The organism is Methylobacterium sp. CCH5-D2, assembly GCF_001556475.1.
Classification (GTDB): Bacteria; Pseudomonadota; Alphaproteobacteria; order Rhizobiales; family Beijerinckiaceae; genus Methylobacterium; species Methylobacterium hispanicum.
On sequence record NZ_LSIX01000334.1, the window covers coordinates 1 to 1,378 of the forward strand.

Below are 1,378 nucleotides of genomic sequence, written 5' to 3' on the forward strand. Positions count from 1 at the left end.
GCGGCGCCGTCTGGCCGGCATTGTTGGCGCCGTCCGAGAGCAGCACCACGACCTTGGAACTCGTCGGCGCGGGCTGGCCGGCCTCCGCTCCGGCATCGCGCGGGTCGAGGCGGCGCAGCGCCAGCCCGAGCCCGTCGCCGATGCCGGTCGAGCGGCCGACGAGGCCGATGCCGGCCTCCTCCAGGGCGCGCGCGACGCTCTGGGTGTCGAAGGTCGGACTGGCCGCAACGTAGGCCTGGTCGGCGAAGATCACGAGGCCGATCCGGTCGCCGGCCCGGCGGCGGATGAAGTCGGCGCCGACGCGCTTGACGGCCTGGAGCCGGCTCACCGTCTCGCCGTCGAGGGCGAAGTCGCGCCGCTCCATCGAGCCGGAGAGGTCCATCGCCAGCATGATCTCGCGGCCCGAAGCCGGCAAAGCGATGCCGGGCAGGACGAGGCGGGGCCCCGCGACCGCGACGACCAGGGCGGTCCACAAGGTCCAGATGAGCCAAGTCCGGCGCCGGCCGCGCGACGCGATGGCGCCGGCCGCGCCCGCTTCGGGCACCAGCGAGGCCGGCACGCGCAGCGCGCCGCTCGACCCTTCCGCCTCCGCCGGCAGGAGCCGCGCGGCGAGCCAGGGCAGGGGCAGCAGCAGGAGCGCCGCGGGGCTCGCGAGATCGAGGGCGGTGAGGAAGGCGCTGGCCGAGGCCGGGAGGATTGCCATGGCGTCAGGCCCGCATCCGGCCGATCAGGCGGCCGAGTTCCGAGTCGAGGGCTGCGGCGTCGGGCGGGGCGTGGCGGCGATAGAGGCCGTCCACCAGCACGCGGCCGGCACCCGCGCTGAACAGGTCGGTGGAAAACAGCCGGTCGAGGCGGGCCGCCCAGTCGGCGCCTTGCGCGGCGGCGGCCTCCTCGCCGAGGCGGGTGCGGGCGATCCGGCGCAGCAGGCGCGCCTGCGCCACCAGCCGGGCCTCGGGCGGCAGGTCGCGCGTCGCGGCGAGTTCGCTGAGCGCCGCCCGGCGGAGGGTGGCGCCGGCGCGGGCGCGCAGGAGGCGGACCAGCCCGACCCCGAGCGCGGCCGCGAAGCCGAGCGCGGCGGCGGCCACGACCTCGCCCTGCAGCGCACCGGCGGCGTTGCCGGGCAGGTGCAGGCCGCGGAGCTGGTCGAGGGCGGCGAGAGTTTCGGGGTTCATGGGAGGAAGCACCCGCGTTCTCCCTCCCCCCTCTGCGGGGGAGGGTACCCTGCGCAGCAGGGGGGGAGAGGGGAGCGACGCTGTAGGATTGGGCTTAGCTCTGCATGAAGGCCGCGCTCCCTCCGGCAGCCGGGCTCCCCTCTCTGCGGGACTACGTCCCGACCGACCCTCGCTGACGCGAGGGCCACCCTCCCCCGCAGAGGGGG

At 76.6% G+C, this 1,378-nt stretch carries 2 protein-coding genes; both read right to left on the reverse strand.

What is annotated here, in order from left to right:
- Positions 1-703: VWA domain-containing protein (locus AX737_RS08770; protein ID WP_066920646.1), on the reverse strand; the 703-nt coding region annotated here is incomplete at its 3' end.
- A gap of 4 nt (positions 704-707) precedes the next feature.
- Positions 708-1,172: a DUF4381 family protein gene (locus AX737_RS08775; RefSeq protein WP_066920648.1), complete on the reverse strand. Its 465-nt coding sequence runs from the start codon at positions 1,170-1,172 to the stop codon at positions 708-710.
- Between the last annotated feature and the right edge of the window lie 206 nt (positions 1,173-1,378).

Excerpts from the sequence above, each read along its gene's own strand:
- AX737_RS08775 (WP_066920648.1), bottom strand. The coding sequence starts at position 1,172 with ATGAACCCCGAAACTCTCGCCGCCCTCGACCAGCTCCGCGGCCTGCAC.